The sequence below is a fragment of the Millisia brevis NBRC 105863 genome, from assembly GCF_001552615.1.
Taxonomy (GTDB): domain Bacteria; phylum Actinomycetota; class Actinomycetes; order Mycobacteriales; family Mycobacteriaceae; genus Millisia; species Millisia brevis.
Window position 1 is genome coordinate 236,699 of the sequence record NZ_BCRN01000007.1, and the last position, 20,100, is coordinate 256,798.

At 68.5% G+C, this 20,100-nt stretch carries 17 protein-coding genes, 1 tRNA gene and 1 pseudogene; 7 read left to right on the forward strand and 12 right to left on the reverse strand.

Annotated elements, in window-relative coordinates; translation table 11 throughout:
• Positions 1–8 precede the first annotated feature (8 nt).
• The 5 genes from MB1_RS12400 to MB1_RS12420 all read right to left on the reverse strand — a co-directional run bounded on the left by MB1_RS12400 (position 9) and on the right by MB1_RS12420 (position 6,112).
• Complete coding sequence (locus MB1_RS12400) at positions 9–1,265, reverse strand: phosphotransferase family protein (RefSeq protein ID WP_066907326.1); 1,257 nt, start codon at positions 1,263–1,265, stop codon at positions 9–11.
• Positions 1,266–1,278: 13 nt separating this feature from the next.
• Positions 1,279–1,962 (reverse strand): hypothetical protein, encoded by a 684-nt coding sequence (locus MB1_RS12405; RefSeq protein ID WP_157084036.1) that lies wholly within the window; start codon positions 1,960–1,962, stop codon positions 1,279–1,281.
• Between the two features lie 73 nt (positions 1,963–2,035).
• The gene (locus MB1_RS12410; protein WP_066907332.1) at positions 2,036–3,742 is read right to left on the reverse strand and encodes a hypothetical protein; all 1,707 of its coding nucleotides are present in this window, start codon (positions 3,740–3,742) and stop codon (positions 2,036–2,038) included.
• Positions 3,743–3,977: 235 nt separating this feature from the next.
• Positions 3,978–4,520, reverse strand: coding sequence for a TetR/AcrR family transcriptional regulator (locus MB1_RS12415; RefSeq protein WP_066907335.1), 543 nt, complete (start codon positions 4,518–4,520; stop codon positions 3,978–3,980).
• A gap of 74 nt (positions 4,521–4,594) precedes the next feature.
• Positions 4,595–6,112 (reverse strand): MFS transporter, encoded by a 1,518-nt coding sequence (locus MB1_RS12420; protein WP_066907338.1) that lies wholly within the window; start codon positions 6,110–6,112, stop codon positions 4,595–4,597.
• A 202-nt stretch (positions 6,113–6,314) separates the two neighbouring features.
• Here MB1_RS12420 and MB1_RS12425 point away from each other — a divergent pair, with 202 nt between their 5' ends.
• On the forward strand, positions 6,315–7,136 hold the full coding sequence (locus MB1_RS12425) for an SAM-dependent methyltransferase (RefSeq protein WP_066907341.1): 822 nt from the start codon (positions 6,315–6,317) through the stop codon (positions 7,134–7,136).
• Positions 7,137–7,173: 37 nt separating this feature from the next.
• Here the strand turns inward: MB1_RS12425 and MB1_RS12430 are convergent, their stop codons facing one another.
• Both MB1_RS12430 and MB1_RS12435 read right to left on the reverse strand, forming a co-directional pair.
• Positions 7,174–8,013, reverse strand: coding sequence for a thioesterase family protein (locus tag MB1_RS12430; RefSeq protein ID WP_066907344.1), 840 nt, complete (start codon positions 8,011–8,013; stop codon positions 7,174–7,176).
• A 152-nt stretch (positions 8,014–8,165) separates the two neighbouring features.
• Entirely contained in the window at positions 8,166–8,570 is a 405-nt protein-coding gene (locus tag MB1_RS12435) for an Lrp/AsnC ligand binding domain-containing protein (protein WP_218000234.1), read from the reverse strand.
• A gap of 138 nt (positions 8,571–8,708) precedes the next feature.
• Between MB1_RS12435 and MB1_RS12440 the strand changes: the two genes are divergently transcribed.
• Positions 8,709–9,575, forward strand: a complete 867-nt coding sequence (locus MB1_RS12440) for an AraC family transcriptional regulator (RefSeq protein ID WP_066907494.1) — start codon at positions 8,709–8,711, stop codon at positions 9,573–9,575.
• 249 nt (positions 9,576–9,824) lie between these two features.
• On the opposite strand, the gene MB1_RS12445 is transcribed toward MB1_RS12440, so the two are convergent.
• The 3 genes and pseudogenes from MB1_RS12445 to MB1_RS12455 all read right to left on the reverse strand — a co-directional run bounded on the left by MB1_RS12445 (position 9,825) and on the right by MB1_RS12455 (position 11,899).
• Entirely contained in the window at positions 9,825–10,418 is a 594-nt protein-coding gene (locus MB1_RS12445; protein ID WP_066907348.1) for a pentapeptide repeat-containing protein, read from the reverse strand.
• A 223-nt stretch (positions 10,419–10,641) separates the two neighbouring features.
• Positions 10,642–11,490 (reverse strand): annotated as a pseudogene (locus MB1_RS25090) (IS5 family transposase).
• A 335-nt stretch (positions 11,491–11,825) separates the two neighbouring features.
• Positions 11,826–11,899, reverse strand: a tRNA-Ile gene (locus tag MB1_RS12455).
• A gap of 114 nt (positions 11,900–12,013) precedes the next feature.
• Here MB1_RS12455 and MB1_RS12460 point away from each other — a divergent pair.
• Positions 12,014–12,637, forward strand: a complete 624-nt coding sequence (locus tag MB1_RS12460) for a maleylpyruvate isomerase family mycothiol-dependent enzyme (protein WP_066907351.1) — start codon at positions 12,014–12,016, stop codon at positions 12,635–12,637.
• A 27-nt stretch (positions 12,638–12,664) separates the two neighbouring features.
• Here MB1_RS12460 and MB1_RS12465 read toward each other — a convergent pair whose 3' ends face one another.
• Both MB1_RS12465 and MB1_RS12470 read right to left on the reverse strand, forming a co-directional pair.
• Positions 12,665–13,123 carry a hypothetical protein gene (locus MB1_RS12465; RefSeq protein ID WP_066907354.1) on the reverse strand — a complete coding sequence of 153 codons (459 nt, stop codon included), beginning with the start codon at positions 13,121–13,123 and terminating at the stop codon, positions 12,665–12,667.
• The gene (locus MB1_RS12470; protein WP_066907358.1) at positions 13,123–15,093 is read right to left on the reverse strand and encodes a primary-amine oxidase; all 1,971 of its coding nucleotides are present in this window, start codon (positions 15,091–15,093) and stop codon (positions 13,123–13,125) included. Before MB1_RS12470 ends, MB1_RS12465 begins: the two co-directional genes overlap by 1 nt.
• 313 nt (positions 15,094–15,406) lie before the next feature.
• Here MB1_RS12470 and MB1_RS12475 point away from each other — a divergent pair, with 313 nt between their 5' ends.
• The 4 genes from MB1_RS12475 to MB1_RS12490 form a co-directional block, all read left to right on the forward strand.
• Positions 15,407–16,876 (forward strand): APC family permease, encoded by a 1,470-nt coding sequence (locus MB1_RS12475; protein WP_066907360.1) that lies wholly within the window; start codon positions 15,407–15,409, stop codon positions 16,874–16,876.
• The gene (locus MB1_RS12480) at positions 16,873–17,628 is read left to right on the forward strand and encodes a helix-turn-helix domain-containing protein (protein WP_084351640.1); all 756 of its coding nucleotides are present in this window, start codon (positions 16,873–16,875) and stop codon (positions 17,626–17,628) included. Before MB1_RS12475 ends, MB1_RS12480 begins: the two co-directional genes overlap by 4 nt.
• Positions 17,629–17,968: 340 nt before the next feature.
• A complete protein-coding gene (locus MB1_RS12485; protein ID WP_066907366.1) occupies positions 17,969–19,549 on the forward strand; it encodes an AMP-binding protein in 1,581 nt (526 codons plus the stop codon).
• Positions 19,546–20,100: class I SAM-dependent methyltransferase (locus MB1_RS12490; protein WP_157084038.1), on the forward strand; the 555-nt coding region annotated here is incomplete at its 3' end. The genes MB1_RS12485 and MB1_RS12490, both read left to right, overlap by 4 nt.

The following is a 20,100-nucleotide window of genomic DNA, read 5'->3' on the forward strand; positions in this document are numbered from 1 at the left end:
CGGCCCGGCTACCCGGCGACGCTGCTCAGCCGATCGGCCGGCGGCCGACGGTCCCCTCCAGCGATCATTGTCTCCGCTGTCGCGATCAGCGCGTGGGCCCGGATATCCCAATCGGATCGGCGCCGCCGGAACGGTTCGACCGCCCGGTGCAGCAGGGCGCCGGCGGTATGCGCGGCCAGCGCCGCGTCGTCGATCCGACCGCCGCCCGCTCGATAGCCGGCCCGCAGGCCCGCGCCGGCGTGTTCGGGCTCGGCGCCGCGGGCGATCGCGTCGGCGACCCAGGCTGCCGGGTCGAGCAGCGGATCGCCTATTCCCGCGCGGTCGAGGTCGATCAGGATCGGCGCACCCCACCGGTCCAGGAGCACCTGGTCGGCGGAGAAGTCGCCGTGCACGAGCGTTCGTTCGCCGCGCCCGGCCAAGGCCCGCACCACGCGATCGGCGAGCGCGTCGGCCCGCCCGGCGAGGGTGGGCGCGATCGCGGCGACACCGGCTGCCGCGGTGTGCAATCCTCGGGCGAACTGCGAATCATCCACGGCGCCGGAGGATGTGGTGCGCACCGACCCCCGGCCGAGTCGAGCGGAGTGTCGATGCAACCGGGCCAGCACGATCCCGGTGCGCACCTCGGCGTCGTGCCGGTCGCCGCCGGCGAGGTCTGCCACCCCGCGGCCGGGCAGCAGGCGGGTCACTACGACCCCGGAATCGTCGACCTCGACGATCGGTGCGGTGGGCACCAACCGTTCGAGGCTTCGATGCGCCGAGACGACCTCGGCGGCGCGGGCGGGGGTGTGCACCTTGAGGAGGACCTCGCAGTCCGAGCAACGCGCCACCCAGCGCCGACCCGGCTTGTAGACGAGCACCTCGGCGTACGGGTGCCGCGTCCGCGCCGACCGGATGCCCGGCAGATCCGGGTCGCAGGTGTCCGTGCAGACGGCCAGGCCGACGCGATCGTCGAGCATCAGCAGCCCGCCCGCGGCGTCGGCCCGTCGGGCCAGGCGTTCCAACTTGCGGTGCGCGCCAACCGGGTACGCGACCACGCGGGCATACCTGTGGCTGTCACCGGCGTCGAGGCGCACCCCGGCGACCGCGGAGGTGGCGGGCTTGAGGCGCAGATACGTCGGGGTCGCGCAGACCGCCGGGACCCCCGCCACCTCCAGACGGACGCGCAACTCGTCCATGTCGAGGAGGGCGGACAGTCCCGGCAGGTTCCGCTCCCGCCGGATGATCGACACGTCGGGGTGTCGCACCGGGATGTACAGGGGCGTCATCGGGTGCCCGGGATCACTCGTCGTGGTCGGGTCGGTCGACGTCGACCACGGTGATCGCGTAGGCGGCGTCGAGGTCGAGTTCGCTTTCGGTGCCGTCGGTGTCACGGATGTCGACCTCGAAGGGGGCGCCGTCGTCGGAGGTGCCGATGTCGGTGACCGCCGCGGTCGAGGAGTGCGCGGTGACCGAGGCCAGGATCGGCTCGATGTCCGCGTCGGTCAGCAGCGGATCGGGGGTGCGGTCGGGCGAATCGATATCGGACCGCACCTGCGTGGTGCCGTCGGCGGCGACGTAGACGGTCTGCTCGGTGCCGTCATTCTGGCGCACGTCGACTTCGAAGCCGCCGCGGTGCCATTCGATCGAGTCGGTGCCGGTGCCGCCCACCGCGGCGACCGCGGCATTCTTGGCGTTGATGAAATCGGCTGCCGCCGGGGCATCCTGCGTGACCTGCGTCCGCACATTGGCCGCGGCGGTCGCCGCTGCGGAGTGCCCGCCGTGGGATGGGCCGTTGCTGCTCAGGACGGTATCGGTGGAGGTGCCGTTGATCGCGGTGACTGCCGCTGCGGTTCCACCGACGAGAACCAGTGCACCGGCGGCGATTCCGCCGACCAGCAACCACCGCTTCCGGCGCGGCGCGGTCGAGGTACCGGCGTTCTGGTCGTCGATCGGGGCGTTGGGGGTCGGTTCGCTGTTCGTCATGCCCACATGGTGTCCCGCAGGCCTTTAAGGGATCCTGAACGATCCTGAACGAACCTTCAGCTTCGGCGTTGCCTCACCGCGAGCGGTCCGGGGGCAGCGCCAAAGTGACCGCCGACACCCGCAGGCTCTCGATCGCCGCACGCTCATCCTCGGGGACGCCGACCTTCTCGGCCAGCACCGCCGCGAACTCGCCGATCTCCCGGTCGTGCGCCGCAGCGGGGAAGGTCCACCGGAAGTCCTTGTCGCGGGTGACGATGTCGATCGAGGTCCGCACGTTGGTCTCGCTCGTGGCCGCGGCACGCAGGTAGCGCACGTCGTCGAGCGCGAAGCTGGTCTCGACATCGCCGGTCTGGAGGAACCCTCGGGCGGGAGCGGTCATGATCCGCCGATCGGTCACGGCGACGAAGGTGCTGGACGCCGCCTTGTCGAGGACGCCCGACCAGCGGCCGGGCACCAGCCCCGCCCACGAGGCGTCGACCTGCTTGCCCAGCACGGCGGGCACGGTGCCCACGACGTCACGGGTGCCGGACTGGTGGGGGAAGGCCACCGCCCGAAGGGTTTCGCCCGGTTCCAGCGACCACTGCAGGACGCGCAGAAATCGGGTGAGGTCCAATCCGTCGGGGGCGCACACCACCTCGGGCAGCTCCGGCTGCTCGACCGTCGACCGCAGCGCGGCGGCGAGGGGTTCGAGCGCCTCGAGGATCTGCGTGCTGGTCAGCCGGATCACCTTCGCGTCCCGGCGCTTTCTTGGCAGCGGGATCGTCGGCCGGTCGGGAAGCTGTGCGATCAGGCTCAGTTCCCGCGTGAGCGCGACGATCAGGTCTCCCGCTTCGCGATAGGCGGCGTCGAACTCCGCGCGGGTATCCCGCGAGATCACCTCGACCAGCTGGGCCTCGCGCTCGTCGCCGGCGCCATTGGTCCGGGCTCGGACCGCGCGCAGAAGCTGATAGCCGGTATGCGCCTTCAACGACATCAGCAGGGCGTTCGCGTCGAAGAGGATCGCCTCGGCGTTGGTCTCGAGGTACTCGCGGCGGGCGCGGCCGCGAGCCTTGCCCAGCTGCCGGACGTGGTCGTCGACGTTGCGGCGGTACAGGTCGAGCTGCTTGCGCAGCGGCGCACCGTTTCCGGCGACATGCTCCCAGAGCGACTCGGTGACCGCCTGAATCTCGGTGGCGTCCTGGACGGCGCGGCCGATCGTGTCGACGAGGCCGGTGACCTCCGACCACTGTTCGTGCCGAATCGCCTTGAGCGTCTGGGTGGTCAGCGCGATATTGGTGCGGACGAGACCGGAGATCTCGTTGAGTTGCATCTGCATCGCGATCATCGCGATGGCCGGAGCCAGCGCGACCACCGCACCCACGCCGGTCGCGGCCGCGCCGACCGGGACGAAACGTGCCTGACCGACGATCCGGCCATTCTGGAAGATGGCGCCGAGGTTGGCCCCGTCCTTGACGGCCAGCTGTCCGCCGGCCTCGAGAAGGCTCCGGGTGGCGTCGGTGATCCGGTAGAGGCCTTGGGCGCCGGCGGCCGCGTTGGCGACACCTCCGACCGCGGCGGCGCCGGAACCGATCGCGGTCAGAACATTCGAGAGCTTGGCGCGGTCCTCCGGCGGGATCAGCCCGAAATCGATCAGTTCGAGCCCGTGCGGGATGTCCCCGAAGACCACGGCGGTACCGGGGGCCACCTCGACCAGGGTGGTCGCTGCCGTGGTGGCCGGAGCGTTCGCACCGGCACGTCCCGCGACGACGGCACCGCTCCCGGAATCCGACGGACCTGTCACTGCGACCTCCTGCTCACCGACGCGCCGTGGCAGCGGAGCTGCCGGCGCGCAGAAATTAGCGCAGGCCACCGACAGGTCCCGGAGCGGCGGATGCGACGCCGCGCATCCATTCAGCTGCTCCCGGAGACCCCGCGACCCACATTCCACGCCCCGACCTTCGGGAGGTTAGCAGGACCGGACCAGCCCGGACGGGGTCTACCGGATGTCTCCCGGACCGTCCCGACGGCATCCGCGGTCAGTGCGCGCGGAGGGCGGAGATGATGTACTCGGCGGCGGCGCGGCGCACGTCGCGGGGCAGCACGTGGGTCCCCAGGGAGGCGCCGAGCCAGAGGCCGTCGGCGGCGTAGTAGGCGACCATGCGCGCGATCGCGTCCGGGTCGTCGGCGGAGATGCCGGCCGGATCGGGCGCCCATCGGCTCATCACGTCGTTCCAGGGACGGCTCAGTTCCGGATGTTTGCGCGCCTCGAGCATCAGCAGCAGTTCGGGCCCGGTGACGCCGCGGACGCTGACGCGCGCATAGGCGGCGACCTTCTCGTCGTCGGTCGCATCCGCCGGATCGCCGCCCAGCGCCTCGCGCAGCTCGGCCTCCCAGCGCTGCGCGAGGTGCTCGTGCACCGCCAGCAGCAGCGCGTCCTTGGTCGGGAAGTGATAGAGCAAGCCTCCCCGGGTGACGCCGGACGCGTGCGCGACAGCCTCGAACGTCACGGCCGAGACGCCCTCCTCCGCGACGACGCGCAGCGCGGAGTCGAGAATGTGGTCGCGCTTGCTGGAACGCATGCTCCGGTCCTTCCTCGGGGCGATCGGTGCTCCGGGTCGATCAGTGCTCCGGGTCCATCGGTGCTCCGGGTCGATCAGTGCTCGGAGTGCACCTGCGAGCGGGTACCGGGACCATATCGACGCAGCAGCACACCGGTGGCGGCCGTACCCACCGCGAGCACGCCGGCGACGACAGCCATCACGGCGAGGTAGGCCCCGTCGAACGCCTGCGAGGCCGCCTCGACGATCCCCTGATCGCCGGCCGCGAGTTCCAGTGCCGCCGAGATGCTCTCCCGCGCCTCGTCGGGAGCACCGGACGGCAGGGCGACGGTCGCGCTGTAGATCAGGCTCAGCATGCTGCCCAGGATCGCGACCGCGGTGAGGCTGCCGAATTCGTAGGACACCTCCTCCACCGAGGACGCCATGCCCGCACGCCGCACCGGGGCATTGCCGACGATCGCGCTGGACGCGACCGACATCGCCGCCCCGAGACCGGCTCCGGTCACCAGCAACCCGGTCACCAGGAGCCGGAAGTCCGCGCCGAAGCCGACGATGGTGACCACCACTCCGACGACGCTGAGCCCGAGGCCGCCGGCGATCAGGATCCACAGGCCGACACGATGCAGGAAGGCGCCGCCGAGCAGGGCCGTCGGCAGCGAGCCGAGCGCGATCGTCGCGACCAGCACCCCCGCCTCGATCGGCGTGAAGCCGCCGACCAGCTGGAAGCGCTGGGTGGTGACCAGTTGGATGCCGCCGATGGCGAACATCGCGAATGCCGCGGCCAGCACGCCCGCGGTGAAGGCATTGTTGCGGAAGATCGCGAAGTCCAGGAGCGGGTCGGCCAGACGCCGCTGTCGGCGCACGAACAGGGCGAACCCGATCGCGGCCACCACGATCGCGGTGCCGAGGATCGCCGGCGACGGCGGCAGGTGGCCGAACTGCTTGATCGCGATCACCGTCGCGACCAGGCCGACCATCACCTGCAGCGACGAGATCAGGTCCCACGACTTGGTGGGATCGGGGTCGTTGGCCGGGCGGATCAGCGCGGTAGCGAGAAGGGCGAGCAGCACGACCGGCACGTTGATCAGGAAGACCGATCCCCACCAGAAGAACTGCAGCAGCGTGCCGCCGACGATCGGGCCGAGCGCGGCGCCGACCACCGACAGGCTGCCCCAGACGGCGATCGCGATATTGCGCTCCCGCTCGACGGTGAAGTGGGTGCGGATCAACGCCAGCGTCGCCGGCATCATCGCCGCCGCGCCGACCGCCAGCACCGCCCGCGCGCCGATCAGCACCTCGGGATTCGGCGCGAAGGCCGCCAGCACGGACGCCGCACCGAAGATCAGCAGACCGGCGACGAACATCCGGGCATGGCCGATGCGATCACCCAATGTGCCGCTCCCCAACAGCAATCCGGCCATCACCAGCGGATAGGCGTTGATGATCCACAGCCCCTCGGAGCCCGAGGCCCCCAGCTCGCGGGTCAGCGTCGGCAGCGCGGTGTAGAGGATCGAGTTGTCCAATGTGATCAGCAGCAGGCCGGCGCCCACCGTGATCAACAGCGCCCACCGGTGTCGCACCGAGTTCGCCGCGTCCACGCCCGTCCCGCTCATCCATTCACCCTTCCGAGGTCCACCGAACGTTCTTAACTATACATTACATCCTGTACAGTTTGAAGGGGAGATAGGCGTATCGATCCGCGCGCTCGCCCCTCCGGTTGATAGCGTGGCGGCCGTGAATTCCTGACGCGCAGCCCGATGCCCGCCGACCGATCCGGTCGCGCGGGCCGACTCGCCACACCATCAGGAGCCCCCGATGACCACGTCCCGACCGGCGCCGTTCAGCGCCTTCACCACCCCACAGTTCTGGGATGACCCACATATCTCCGCACAGATGCTCGCCCGACACCTCGACCCCGACGAGCAGTTGGCGTCGCGGCCGCGATCGTTCATCGACGGGTCCGTCGCCTGGCTGATTCCGACGCTGAACCTGACGGCGGGATCCCGCGTCCTCGATCTCGGATGCGGGCCCGGACTGTACGCCCACCGCCTGGCGGGTCGAGGTATCGAGGTGCTGGGGATCGACGCCTCGCGCCGGTCGGTCGAGTACGCCCGGACGATGGCCGACGCCGAGGCGCTGCCCGCGCACTTCCGGCACGGCGACTACCTGACCGACGACCTCGGGGACGGCCACCACGCGGCGCTGCTCATCTACGAGGACTACTGCGCGCTGCCGCCCGACCGGCGGGCGTTGCTGCTGGCGCGCACCCGCTCGGCGCTACGGGACGGCGGCCGGTTCGTCTTCGACGTCGCCGGCGCCGGACGCTTCTCGGGAATCACCGAAAGCAGTGTCACCGCAGATCAACTCATGGACGGGTTCTGGTCCGACCGGCCCTATACCGGCACCCACGAGCGGTGGACGTACCCCGATCTGCGTCTGGTGTTGGATCGCTACACGATCCAGGACGGCCGGCAGGCCCGGCAGTTCTGGAATTGGATGCACTGCCTGACCGCCGAGGCCGTCGCGGCCGAACTGGCCGCCGCCGGGTTCGAGGTGTCGGCGGTGGTCGGCGACGTGACCGGCCGACCGCGCGACCCGAACGGCGATGCCTTTGCGGTGATCGCTCGACGGCGGTGAGGCGGACGGCGGTGAGGCCCGGAGCGGGCCCGCCCCGTCAGCCCTCGCCGTTCGGCCGGACGGTGAGGATCTGCTCGGCCGAGCCGAGCGGGCCGTCCAGATCGTGCAGAACCGAACTGGTCAATCCCTGACCGGTCGGGCCGTAGGCGACGGTGGTGTCGAATCCGACCCAGCGGCCGGACGGCTGACGGAACAGGTGCACCGTCAGATCCAGATTCGGGAACATCCAGTCCTCCGGACGCTGCCGCACGGCGATGCCGTTGGCGGTGTCGATCAGCGCGATGTAGGACGCGACGGGGCTCGAGTCCTCCCCGGCGACGAGCGCGAGCGGGCTGCGCAGCCACACCCGCGCGTGCCCGGGTTCGGGCTTGCCGGCACGCCGGGCGACGACGCTGGCGATATAGCCACCCGGCCAGATGGCGGTCAGGTCGTACTCGGGCAGGGTCTCCGGCGCGGGCAGCGAACTCCACTTCCCGCCCGCGACCGCGCCGGTGTCCTGGACCGACAGCAGCCAGGCGCGGGCGGTGATCGTCACCCGACCGGCAATGGTCGCGGTGGTCTCCAGCAGTTCGATCGTGCGGCCGGGGCGGATCACCCGGGTGGACAGTTCGATATCGCCGCGGGCGAGGCGGCCCAGGATGTCGAAGCTGACGCGCCCGATCATCTTGTCCGCGTCGGCATGTCGATTCCGCCAGCGGTCCATGTGGTGGACGAGCAGGCCGGCGACCGGACTGAAGTGCAGCTCCTCGTCGTTCCACGCTCCGCCGACATGCTCGGTGGGAGTGTAGGAGTCGGCTCCCGCCGGCACGAAGTAGCTGGTCGCGGGTGTCGATCCGGGCTGCGGAGCGGTCGCGTTGTCGGGGGCGGTGCTGCTCATGGGCTGCTCCCGTTTCCGGCCGCTCCACGGCGGGAGCGGCCCTCGTTCTGTCGAATGTCCTGCGCTCCCAGGGCGATCGGCGGCCGCGGTAGCGGCGGCCGATCGGGACCGGTTGGGGCCGGCCCGGGGGGCTCGGCAGCAAGCTACCAGGCTTACGGCACGCCCTTGACCAGCTTCATGGTCTGGTGGGATTCGATGCTCTTCAAACCGGGGACGTGGCTGAGCCGATTGATGATGAAGAACTCGTAGGCGGCCATATCGGCGACGTTGACCCGCAGCAGGTAGTCGGGCCGGCCCAGCAGGCGCCGGAATTCGGTGACCTCGCCGAGGGCGTTGATCGCGCTCCTCAGATGGCCGAACCACGCGCCAACGCCGACCGTCTCCGATCTCCGACTCGGCGTCAGCCTCGATCCTGATGAACTCAGTGCCGATACCCTGTGGAACGCGATCGCAGCACGCCGAACGACGAACGCATCCGCGAGGAGCTCTGCTGGATGCATGGCGAGACCAACGCTGCCGGAGGAGCGACTGCAGCAGCCGACGCCGTAGAACGGCACTCCCCTCACGATGAACAGAACCGGGTGGTCGGGCCACGGTCCGCATACCTCCGCGAGCGCAACTCCGATCGGATCGGACGGGAACTATCGGGTGCGCGCCGGAACCGACGCGCATGCTTGATCGCGAAGGGAGACATCGTGATCACTGAGCTCAACCGACTGATCGAGTACGTCGAGACGCACTTGTCCGATGACCTCGACGTCGATGGGTTCGCACGCGGCGTCGGCACGACCGAATACCACCTCAGACGGATGTTCGCGTCGCTGGCGGGGATGCCGTTCTCGGACTACGTCCGACGACGCCGAATGACCGTCGCCGCCGCCGAGGTGGTTGCGGGTGCGGCGTTGCTCGGTGTCGCGGTTCGGTACGGCTACGGCTCTGCCGAAGCATTCGGTCGGGCATTCCGGGCCGTGCACGGCGCGGGTCCCGGTGACGTGCGGGAGCACGGCGGCCCCCTTCGATCGCAACCAAAGCTCAGGCTCCGCCTGACTGTCGAAGGGAACACATCCATGGACACTCGTATCGCCTACCGGCCGGCATTCCGTCTCATCGGCCACGCTGCGCGCGTCCCGCTCATCCACGAAGGCGCCAATCCCCACATCGAAGCGCACATCGCGTCACTGTCCGCGGACGACCACGCGCGTCTCAAGGCGCTGGCCAACACCCAACCCGCAGGTCTCCTCCAGGTCAGCGATGACGTCGATCCCGACTACACCGAGGGGAGCGAGCTCACCTACCTGCACGGTGTCGCGCTCGATGCCGAGAGCACCGCGCCCGACGACCTCGATGTCATTGAGGTCCCGGCCGGCGCGTGGGCGGTGTTCCTTACGAGCGGTTCATACCCCGCCGCGCTGCAGGAGACCTATGCAGCCTCGGCATCCGAGTGGTTCCCCTCCAACCCGTGGCGCCTGCGCCCCGGCCCCTCGATCGTGGCGATCATCGACCGCGCCGAGAACTTCAGCACCGCAACGACTGAGCTCTGGATGCCTATCGAACGGACGTGAAGAAGGAACCGGGTGGCCCACCGCGAAGGGCCACATACTTCGGCTCCGGCGCACCGGCGTGAGGGCGTTGCTCCATGCAAGGTCTTCGCCCGCGCCCGGACGGTGCTGATCATGTTGGTCAACGAGCCGGGCGCACAGCACGGGCGCGGCTAGCCAATTGCTCGGCGCTCCCCTAGGTTGAGCGGAGGTCAGCGAGTAGCACAGCAGGGCGGGGTGGTCGGTGGGGCGGGGTCGCCCGGTGGCAGCGGCTCATCGGTCGAGTCCTTCCGCGTCGGTCAGGTCCGCGTCGTTGAGGAGCGCGCCGGCGAGGTCCGCGCGGGTGAGGTTCGCACCGGTGAGGTTCGCGCCGGAGAGAAACACGTCGGTCAGGTTCGCCCCGGAGAGGTTCGCGCCGGGGAGGAACGCGCCGTTGAGGAGCGCGCCGGAGAGGTTCGCGCCGGCGAGGTTTGCGCCAGCGAGGACCGCGCCGGAGAGGATCGCGTCGGTCAGGATCGCCCCGGTCAGGATCGCGTCGGTGAGGAGCGCGCCGTTGAGGCTAGCGTCATGCAGTCCCGCGTATGTGAGGTGTGCCCTCGTGAGGTGTGCGCCGTTGAGGAACGCGCCGTCGAGGTTCGCGCCGGAGAAGTCGGCGCGGGAGAGGGACGCGCCGGTGAGACATGCACCGGTGAGGATCGCGCCCGAGAGGTCGGCGCGGGAGAGGTCGGCGCCGGTCAGGTTCGCCCCGGAGAGGTCGACGCCGGAGAGGTCGACGCCGGCAAGCTCCGCGCCGGGGAGTAGTGCGGGACGTTCGTCGCGGGCAGCTGCGCGGATTTCAGCGAGAACGGCGGGGCGGTTGAGGGCCATGGTTCTGTTCCTTCCGGGTGGGCCGCCGTCTTTTGATGCGGCGGTTTGTAGTGTCGACGACTTCGGTGAGGTTACGGCCGGGTCGGGTTGGTCATCGGAGGATTTCTGCGAGGCGGCGGGCGAACCGGGTACGGCGGTCGATTTCCGCGCGGACCGTCCCCGGATCGACGGCGGTCGGGGTGTGGCGCGCCCTCGATCCGGGCCGGAGAGACACGCACTACGACTAGGCCGTGTCCTGTGAATCCTGGCGGAGCCGGAGAACGATAGCGGCAATAAGAATCTCCGCCCTGTAGTACGCGGCCCGTTTCGCGTAGCGGGTGGCGAGGTCACGGAACTGTTTGAGCCGGTTGAAGCATGGTTCCACAACGTTGCGGTGTGCTTAGATCCGATGGTCGAAGCTGGTGGGTCGCACACCGCGAGAAGCTTTGGCCCGGCGCCGGGAGATCTGGTCACTCTTCTCGGGGCTGGTGAACGCGATCTTGCGTCGCCGCAGCGCGGCGCGGGTCGAGGGGTGGGAATAGGCCTTGTCGGCCCGGACTCGGTCGGGGCGTGTACGTGGCCGACCCGGCCCGTCGCGACCGACCGGGACCTGGTCGAGCAGAGGCAACAGTTGCGGATTGTCGCCGGCATGCCCCGGGGTGAGGATCACCGACATCGGCAGACCACGCCCGTCGACAGCGAGCTGGATTTTGCTGGTCAGCCCGCAGCCGGACCGGCCGAGTGCTTCCCCCTCGACGGCGAGGTGTTCGATCCACCCCGTGGCGGTGCCCCCTTTTCCGGCCCTGGCGGAATGCTGGTGGGCCCGCTCGGAACTGGAATCGATACTGAAGGTCCATTCGACGTTCCCGACGGCGTCGTCTTTGACGATGACGTGGTCGAGGATGCGTTCCCATGTGCCTTCGGCGGTCCAGCGGCGCAACCGTTCATGTGGGGTTTTCCACGGCCCGTACCGTTCGGGCAGGTCTCGCCACGGAGCGCCGGTGCGCAGCTTCCACAGGATCGCGTTGACCACCTGCCGGTGATCACGCCACTGTCCACCCCGACCGCCCGTAGCGGGTAACAACGGCTCGATCCGTGCCTAAGCCGTATCGGTCAGTTCACCACGCCCAACCACACACGCATCATGCGCTACCCAGTGCCACAATATTCACAGGACACGCCCTAGGTGCGGCTACCGGACGTCACGACGCACAGCTTCCGCAAGGCGGCGGCGTCGCTCGGCGACGATGCCGGGTTACCGGCACGCACGTTGGCGGATCACTTGGGTCACTCGTGGGTGTCCATGACGCAAGACGTCTACATGACACGAGGGCGAGTTCGCCGGGACGTGCGAACGTACTCGATGCCTTAAGTGATGGGTTTGTGATGGATCAACGGACGAGACGGACACCTAAAGGTGCCCTGACGTGGGGCGGGCGGGGCTCGAACCCGCGACCAATGGATTATGAGTCCACGGCTCTAACCGACTGAGCTACCGCCCCCGAGGTCGCCGTACGCGACCTCGGGCGATGATATCGGCCCCGGCCGGACGCCGGTCCCGCCGCCCGCCGCTGGGCGGCGATGACTGTGACATTTCCATGGATAGAGTGTCCGCCGTGGGGATCCGTTCGATGGTGGCCGAGGAACGGTGTGAACTCGCCGCGTTCCTGCGCACCCTCTCGGACGAGGAGTGGCTGGGTCCGACGCTGTGCGAGCGGTGGCAGGTGCGCGATGTGCTCGCTCACCTGTTGTACGACTCGCTGCAGGTGCTGCGATATCCGGGCACGATCCTGCGCGCCCGCTTCAACGTCGACCGGACGAACGATCTGATGGTGCAGCGCTATCGCCGCTATACCCCGGCCGAACTTCTCGACATGTTCGAGTGCGGGATCGGGCGCGGTCCGGCGACGCTGCTGGCCCCGCGGGTCTCGCTGTCCGACACGATGGTGCACCACCAGGACATCCGGCGCCCCCTCAACCGGCCCCGGCAGATCGAGACCAAACGCCTGCTCGAGGTGCTCGGACATCCGGAACCCTTCGCCCGCCCCCGGCGGTTCACCCACGGTCTGCGGTTTGTCGCCTCGGACGTCGGCTTCGTCGCCGGCGACGGCCCGGAAGTCTACGGGCGCGGCGAGGCGCTGGTGATGGCGATGGTGGGCCGCCCGGCGGTGCTCGACGAACTGACCGGGCCCGGCGTCGCGCTGTTGCGCGCCCGGATCACCGCCCCGCCCCGCAGCTAGCCTGCCGCGGGGCGAAGCGGTCCGCCGTCAGACGCTCAGTCCGGTGCGGAGCGATCCCGTGCCGATCGCCCGTCGCCCGCCGCGCCGGGCGAGAGCGCCGGCCGCCACGACGACGATCGCCAGCGTCACCTCGGCGGCGGTGACGACCATCGCGGCCGTCATCACGTCGATGCCGCCGGCCGCCGAGCCGCCGTGCGCGCCGTGGTGGGCGCCCATCTGTCCCGCCGGACTCGTATCGACCGGTCCCGGCCGCATCATCGCCGCGTGGACGACGAGCATCGCCGCACCCGACATCGCCACCAGAATCCAGGTTCGGGTGGTGGGGGCGGTCCACAGATGCCACGCGCACACCAGACATACCGCCGCCAGCGCGAGCATGACGACCATCCACACCGTCGGCGTGGACGCGACCAGTGCCAGGTGCAGCGCCACCGACACCACCGCCAGGACCGCGCCGATCCGCCCGACGACCGGTTGGGCGGTCATCACTCGGCGCCCGATTCGCACCCGCCGGCCGGATGGCAGCCGTGGCCGGAGGAGGCGACCGGCGCGTTGAGCGCGGGGTTGCGGCCGAAGAAGCCGACCGGCTTGAGGGTGAAGCCCGCGTAGTCGACCGGCATGATCGGCCAGTCCTCGGGGCGGGGGAAGTGGGTCAGGCCGAAGGAATGCCACACCACGATGTCCTCGCCGTCCACCGACCGGTCCCCCGCGGCGAAGGCGGCCAAACCGTCGTCACCCGGCGCCTGGTTGATGATCTCGCCCGCCGGCCAGCGCTGCGCCTGGTCGTAGCGGGTGACCCATAGGTGGTTGCGCCCGAAGGCGCCCCGCTTGTAGACCGCGCTCGACTCGTCCGCGAGCAGCGGCGGCTGTCCCTCCGGGTAGAGGGCGTATCCGACGTTGCGGCCCAGGCGGTTCTGCTTGTCGGGATTGGAGATGATCCAGTGCCGCGCCTGGAGGTTGTCGGCCAATCGCTGCGCCTGCAGCTCCGAGGTCAGTCGGGTGAAACGCTGCCGGAAGCCGTTGCCGTGCGGGTTGTTCTCCCCGACCGGAACGCGGACCGCGTCGACTTCCTCGACGTAGTTGCGGTGCCCGTCGACCGCGACGTCGAGGCGCGCGCAGAACAGGTGCTGGTGGAACGGCGCGCCCAGGCCGGGCGCCATCTCGGTGGCGAACCCGTCCGGACCGGTATAGGCCGACGGGAAGACGATGCCGGTCGCCTTGGCCTCCAACTCGATGGTGCCGTCCAGGTAGAGGTACCAGTAGAAGCCGTAGTCGTAGTTGCCGATCGTCAGGAAGAAGGAGATGACCAGGCGACGCTGGCGGCGGGTCTCGGCCATCGGGGTGAACATGTCGGTGTGCTTCCACAGCACGCCGTAGTCCTCCTCGTGCAGGCAGATCGCGTTCTTGATCACCCGGGGATGACCCTTCTCGTCCGCGATCACCGCGTCGAAGTAGGTGATCTCTCCCAGGCAGTCGCAGCCGAGTTCGAGCGAATTCGTATAGCGCCCGAAGATGTACTCACCCTGGTCGAAGTAGTTGATCCAGTACCGGGCGGGCTGCGGGTCACCATAGGGCACAACCATTTCCGGGATCGATGCCCGGTTGAGGATCGGTCGCAGCACCCCGTCGTCGGCGAAGCCCACCTGGTGGAGGATCAGCCCCTCGCGGGCGTCGAAGGTATACCGGAACTCCCAGTCCGCCCAGCTGATCTTGTTGCCCTCGACGGTGAACGACGGCCCCTCGGGCTGGGTGATCTCGATCGGCTTGAGGTCGGTGCGCGGCTTGCCGTCGCCGTGCGGCGCGGCGTTCCATTCGCCGCGCTCGGCCGGGACCGGATACTCCTGGTGATCGAGGACCTCGAAGACCTTGCCCTCCAACAGGTCGACGTGTGCGACGAGACCGTCGATCGGATGGGCCCAGGGCAGATCGATCTCGTCGTTCTGCACGAACGCGATCACCCGACACATCCGCCGGGTCTGCTCGTCCGGGTTGCCGAAGTTGCCCGCGGACAGCGGCACCGCGCGGACCTTCGCCGGGTCGATGCCGCGCTTGGCCAGGGCCGCGCGGAACGTCGAATCGGCGATCAACCACCCTTCGATCTCGTCGAACTCCTCGTCCAGGATCGCCGGCTGCCCCTCGGCGGCGTCGATCACCCGCGACGAGACCACCACGCCGGCGGTGACGTCGATATCGGCGAGGGTTCCGACGGCGGTCGCGCGGTCGAGCAGCATGACGTTGACCACCCGGTGGACGTCGTCGCCCGGCTTGAACGCGAGGACCTCGTCCTTCGGTGCCTCGGCCAGCCCGACGTAGACGAATCGGGTGGTCTCGGACAGCAGCCCGTTGGCCTCGGCGACCTCGCGGGCGGCGTCGATCTCCGCCGCGGTCAGCACTTCCAGCGGATGGACAACCGCCGGTGCCACGACGGACGGTCGACTGTCTGTGGGGATGCTCATGTTTGGACTCCTTGACGACGACATACTCTGTCGGAGAAGGTGATCTGCGGAGTTCGCTGTGCGGCTCCATCGGATCCCGAGACGTTCACGAACCGACGATTCCCTGCGGGTGTTAAGTCTCGACAGCCTTTCTGTGAAGATCACCGGCGTTCAAAACGAGATACGCCGTCGCCGGTTGTCTCATTTTGATCCCTCGAAGACGTCACCCCGATGCGCACACGAGCGAAACGGCTGCATCGTAGGCTTCCCGGTTACGCGCCCACCGAAAGGAACTGTCGGGTGCGCGCGTACGGCCGGGAGCGAGGAGTTGACGATGGATGCTCTGGACCGGGCGGTACTGGCCCCGCCGCGAGTGGCCGGGCTCCCCCGGACCTCCCCGATGCAGGGGCTCGACCGCCGCCGGCTCGACCCGGTCGACGTCCTCGGACAGTCGGTGGCCGCCGTCGCACCGGCCGGCGTGGCCGCCACCTTCCCCTTGCTGATCTCCGGGGTCGCGGGTTCCGGACTGATCTTCGCGATGCTGATAGCGGTCGCGGTGATGCTGCTGGTGACGACCTCGATCAATCAGTTCGCCCGCCGCATCGTCGCCCCCGGCGGCCTGTACACCTTCACCGCGCTCGGGCTCGGTCCGCGCTTCGCGCTCGGTGTGGCGGCGTCGCTGCTGGCCGGATACGCGTTCATCGTGGCGTTCGCGTTGATGGGCAGCAGCCGAGCGATCGGCAACCTGATCACCCGCGCCGGGCTGCCGGTCTCGGGGGCCGGGCTGTCGGTGATCCTGCTGATCCTGGCGGCGACCTGCCTGACGATCGTGATCGTCGGTGTCCGGATATCGACGAGGATCACCCTGGTCATCGAGGCGATCGCGGTGACCGCCATCCTGGCGCTCGTCGTGGGTCTGATCGTCCGCGTCGGCTGGCGGGAACCGGGGATGGCCTTCTCCGCCCCGCCGGATCCGATCCTGGTCGCGGTCGGCGCGGCCCTGGCGATCACCGCCTTTGTCGGTTTCGAAAGCGCGGTCACGCTGGGGGTCGAGGCCCGCCGGCCGCGCGCCGTGGTGCCCCGCGTGTTGACCTGGACGGTCATCGGCACCGGCATCCTCTACATGCTCGCCACCTACGGTCAGGATGTCGGGCTCGGCGCGGTGGGCCAGAGCCTGACGTCCAGTTCGAGCCCCGTCGACGACCTCGCCCGCGCCTACGGTGTGGACTGGGCGGCGGTCGCGGTGGACGCGATCGTCGCGACATCGTTCCTGGCGGCGGCGATCGCCCATACCAACGCCCTGGCCCGGGTGCTGCTGGCCCTGGCCCGCGACGGGGTGGTCCCGACGGCGCTCGGTCGAACCCACCGCCGCTTGCGGACGCCGTGGCCCGCCGCCTGCGCAGCGGTACCGGTGATCGCCGTCGGGCCGGTGGTCCTGCTCCTGCTCGGTGTCCCCGTCTGGCCGTTGATGCAGACGACGATCGTGGCGGCCGCGGCCGGCTTCATCCTGGCCTACCTGCTGGTCTGCGCGTCGGTGCCGCGTTTCCTCACCCGCGTCGGCGAACGTACGCCGCGGCCGGTCATCGTTGCGGTGACGGCGGCCGTCGCCCTGCTCCTCGGCCTGGTCACGCATCTGACGGTCGAGATCACCCGAGGTTCGGGGCTCGGCGTGGCCGCCTTCGGACTGGTGTCCCTGGGCGTCTTCGTGTCGTTCCACGTCCGCCTGCGCCGCAGCGGTCGGCCGGCGAATATCGGCTCGTACGACCTCGCGGTCCAGGCGGACGTCCTGGGAGGATACGGATGACATCGGAGGGTCGCCGTCACGGCGATCTACGGGCCAAGCAGCCCAAGGCCATCCGATCGGCATTGGCGGTCCTGGAGGTGGTCGCGAGACGCGGACCGGGGACCACCGCCAAGGACATCTGTGACGAGTTGTCGATGCCGCGCGCGACGACCTATCGGATCGTCAACCTGCTCGAGCAGGAGGAGTACCTGATCCGCCTGCCCGACCTGCGCGGATTTGCGCTGGGGCGCAAGGTGCGCGAGATGACCGGACCGAACGTCGCGACCCGCATGCCGCGGGCCGTGCGCGACGAACTGGCCTCGCTCCGACGCACTGTCCGGGCGGGCATCCACGTCTTCCGGCTCGAACAGCAGCACATCGCCGCCCTCGACGAGGACGAGGACTTCCCGATGCCGGCGCAGCTGCGCACCGGCCGGCCCACCGGTCTGGACCCGGTCGGGCTGCTGGTCCTGCACAGCATCGCCGGCTCACCACCGGCGAAGGATCGACTGGCGGCGGGCATCGCCGAGGCGGGAATACCGCCGTCGACGGCGATGTGGGAGCGCGTATCGACCCTCGGCGCGGCGGGTTTCGCTGTGTCGACCGGGCAACCCGCCGGGTGCGACGGGATCGCGATCCCCATCTACGGTCCGAACGACGAGCTCGAGGCGGGCCTGGTCGCGCTGTTCCCCCACGGTCTGCCCCCGCAGCACGAGGACATCCTGGGCACCCTGCGCGAGGCCGGCCAACGTCTGACCCCGCTGCTGACCTGAACCGGCGGCCGAGAACAAGAGGGGGGCCGATGCCGTAGCACCGGGCCCACCGTATTGCCTTCTCCCCCAACTGGACTTGAACCAGTAACCCTTCGATCCATCTCACTATCTGCGGTTGTCCCCCACGGTCTGCCCATATACGCAGTTCAGAGTCGATTTGGGATCCTGGTCATCGAAGGACCTTTCTACCGTGCAAGACCCGACCCCAATTTGACCCAGACGCCGACGACAGGCATCCTCAGCAACGTGCCACAGTGATCCCGGCTGGCCAGTGCCATCCCCCTGGCAATCAGGTCGCCCCATCACCCTGGCAAGCGACGTTGATCGACCGAAGGGCGGAATGAACCACTACACGGGCAACGTTCTCTTGGATTCACTAATAGTGTCGGCGCGGGACCGACCGCACGACGAAGCGGTCATAGAAGCGAAGACGGGAAGGTCGCTGTCCTTTCACGAGCTGCTCGTATGCGCCACCGACGCGGGGCGGAGCATGGTCGCTTCGGGTGCCGAACCTGGGGGCAATGTCGTGACAACGGGCTCCCTCGACCTGGATTTCGTCGTCGCCTGCTTCGGGGCTTTCTCCGAGAACATCACCCCCGCGCTGCTGGACCCGAACTCGTCCGAGAACACCTTGAGGCAGTGCATCGGTGAGCTACAGGCGACAGTCTGGGTGACGACGAGCAAGCTAGATGAGACGCTCGGTCTGACTCACTTCGACCCAACGGGTGTTGCGTCAGCCACGACCACAGACGAGATAGGTCAGCGGTGGTCGCCCACATGTGACGTACTCGACCCGATTCTCATGCTGTACACGAGCGGGACGACGGGAATCCCTAAGGGAGTGCCCTGGGCGTCGCGGGAACTTGCCTCGCAGATTCGCTACTATTCTGCGGCCACCCAGATCAAGACCGAGTTCTGCCTGTTCCCGCACCTCGCGCTTGTCGCCATTGCGATCGGTCGCACCGCAGTTTTGCCCGATGTAACCACATTGCAACCACTTCGGATTCCCATCGAGTCGGTTCACGCTCAGATGGTCGAGCATGGTTGTGACTACGTGTTCGCATCGCCGCTCGTGTGGGACAGGATGGTCCGTTTCCTCGATGAATCGGGTAGGGATGCTCCACCGATCAAGATCGCGGCAACGGCAGGTTCTGCGCTCAGCGGACGCCTCATTGAGCGCATCTCAGCCGCTCTGCCCAATACAACGGTCCGCATTCCGTTCGCCAGCACCGAGGCGGTCATGCCGATCACGGTCATCGACGCGCCTGAGTTCGTGTTCCTGTCCGGTACGAGGACCTACGCAGGGGCGGGCGTCCCGTTGGGGGCTGTGGCGGATGAGATGGCAGTTGCGGTTGTCCCGACCGAGTTTGATGAGCGCGACTTCTCAATTCATCGGTTCAGCCTTCCGCCGAAGGAAGTTGGGGAGATCGTTGTCACGGGCAGTCGTGTGACGCGGACGTACTTCCACCGCCCCGACGTTGAGCGTCACGCGAAGCTACGTGATGTCGTGACCGAACGCGTCTGGCATCGAACAGCGGACCTCGGGTATATCGACGAGGAAGGGCGACTTTGGTTCGTCTGCCGCAAGAAGGACGTGATCCGTATAGCAGGCGGCGGTGACCTCTACCCGGATTCCCTGGAGCAGATGTGGAACATGGCGACGGGAGCTTCCATTAGCGCGGTCGTGTACTCAGAGCCGAGCGACGAACTGTTCTATGTCCTCCCTGCCGATTCGGTTGCAGAGGTTGATGAGTTCGTTCTGAATCTTCAAGCTGACCGTGCAGGTGTGCCGCGACCGATCGTTGTCAGGCTCAGCACGTCGCTGCCTGCTGACGTTCGTCACAACAGCAAGGTTGATCGTCCCTCGGTTCTGCGGATCGTCCAGTCCCAGCGGGACGCGAATGAAGTGGCGCGAGGATGACCTCCGACCTCCACCCCGCTGAGGTGCTCGATGCCTACCTCCACGTGTGCACAGACTCGTCCAGCTTCGTTGAGCAGTTCGTCGGACTCGCGGACCAGCTCAGCATTCGCGGACCTGTTCTGGACTGCGCTGTGGGAACTGGCTTCGGCACCATCGAGCTGCTCAAGCTCGGGCACAGCATCGTGTGCTCGGACGGGAGCGCCGAGATGTTGAAGCAGTTCTGCGCGAACTCCGACGCAGCGGGTGTTCCAGCGAAGCCGCTGCTGCTTCGCTGGAACGAGCTGGCCCATGCGTTCCCCCAAGTCTTCGAGCTGATCATGTGTCGCGGGAACTCCCTCGCGTACGCAGACGCTTGGGATAGTCGCGTCGATGACCCGAGTGAATTCAGTAATCTCGTTGAACATCTGAGCGGGATGTACGGGGCGATCAAGCCTGGTGGATACCTGTTCGTGGACTTCCCCGTGGAGGAAAGTCCTGACGGGGTGTCGGTACGTCGCAGCGTCCGCTCCGGCGCGCTCAAAGACGCGCGACCTGTAGAGGTGGTCGAGGTG

Coding starts and splice junctions, on each gene's coding strand:
- MB1_RS12445 (WP_066907348.1), bottom strand. CDS start 10,418: ATGGCCCTCAACCGCCCCGCCGTTCTCGCTGAAATCCGCGCAGCTGCC.
- MB1_RS12485 (WP_066907366.1), top strand. CDS start 17,969: ATGAACCACTACACGGGCAACGTTCTCTTGGATTCACTAATAGTGTCG.
- MB1_RS12480 (WP_084351640.1), top strand. CDS start 16,873: ATGACATCGGAGGGTCGCCGTCACGGCGATCTACGGGCCAAGCAGCCC.
- MB1_RS12465 (WP_066907354.1), bottom strand. CDS start 13,123: ATGACCGCCCAACCGGTCGTCGGGCGGATCGGCGCGGTCCTGGCGGTG.
- MB1_RS12470 (WP_066907358.1), bottom strand. CDS start 15,093: ATGAGCATCCCCACAGACAGTCGACCGTCCGTCGTGGCACCGGCGGTT.
- MB1_RS12430 (WP_066907344.1), bottom strand. CDS start 8,013: ATGAGCAGCACCGCCCCCGACAACGCGACCGCTCCGCAGCCCGGATCG.
- MB1_RS12475 (WP_066907360.1), top strand. CDS start 15,407: ATGGATGCTCTGGACCGGGCGGTACTGGCCCCGCCGCGAGTGGCCGGG.
- MB1_RS12425 (WP_066907341.1), top strand. CDS start 6,315: ATGACCACGTCCCGACCGGCGCCGTTCAGCGCCTTCACCACCCCACAG.
- MB1_RS12405 (WP_157084036.1), bottom strand. CDS start 1,962: ATGACGAACAGCGAACCGACCCCCAACGCCCCGATCGACGACCAGAAC.
- MB1_RS12415 (WP_066907335.1), bottom strand. CDS start 4,520: ATGCGTTCCAGCAAGCGCGACCACATTCTCGACTCCGCGCTGCGCGTC.
- MB1_RS12400 (WP_066907326.1), bottom strand. CDS start 1,265: ATGACGCCCCTGTACATCCCGGTGCGACACCCCGACGTGTCGATCATC.
- MB1_RS12420 (WP_066907338.1), bottom strand. CDS start 6,112: ATGAGCGGGACGGGCGTGGACGCGGCGAACTCGGTGCGACACCGGTGG.